Annotated in this window: 1 protein-coding gene; it reads left to right on the plus strand. The window is 68.3% G+C overall.

Annotation, left to right across the window (positions count from 1 at the left end):
• Positions 1–682 (plus strand): flavodoxin-dependent (E)-4-hydroxy-3-methylbut-2-enyl-diphosphate synthase (gene ispG / locus PV350_RS46880; protein WP_500339341.1); only part of this gene is annotated, 682 nt, incomplete at both ends.

Consider the following 682-nt stretch of genomic DNA (forward strand, 5'->3'; position numbering starts at 1 on the left):
CCGATCCGGATCGGGGTGAACGCCGGGTCGCTGGACAGGCGCCTGCTGGAGAAGTACGGCAAGGCCACCCCGGAGGCGCTGGTGGAGTCGGCGCTGTGGGAGTGCTCGCTGTTCGAGGAGCACGGCTTCAGGGACATCAAGATCTCGGTGAAGCACAACGACCCGGTGGTGATGGTCAACGCGTACCGCCTGCTGGCGGCGCAGTGCGACTACCCGCTGCACCTGGGCGTGACCGAGGCGGGTCCGGCGTTCCAGGGCACGATCAAGTCGGCGGTGGCGTTCGGTGCGCTGCTGAGCGAGGGCATCGGGGACACGATCCGGGTCTCGCTGTCGGCTCCTCCGGCGGAGGAGGTCAAGGTCGGCATCCAGATCCTGGAGTCGCTGAACCTGCGGCAGCGGCGGCTGGAGATCGTCTCGTGCCCGTCGTGCGGTCGTGCGCAGGTGGACGTGTACAAGCTGGCGGACCAGGTGACGGCGGGCCTGGAGGGCATGGAGGTGCCGCTGCGGGTCGCGGTGATGGGCTGTGTCGTCAACGGTCCGGGTGAGGCGCGCGAGGCGGACCTGGGGGTGGCCTCGGGCAACGGCAAGGGGCAGATCTTCGTCAAGGGCGAGGTCATCAAGACCGTGCCGGAGTCGAAGATCGTGGAGACCCTCATCGAAGAGGCCATGAAGCTCGCCGAGC

The sequence above is a fragment of the Streptomyces sp. PA03-6a genome, from assembly GCF_033792765.1.
GTDB lineage: Bacteria > Actinomycetota > Actinomycetes > Streptomycetales > Streptomycetaceae > Actinacidiphila.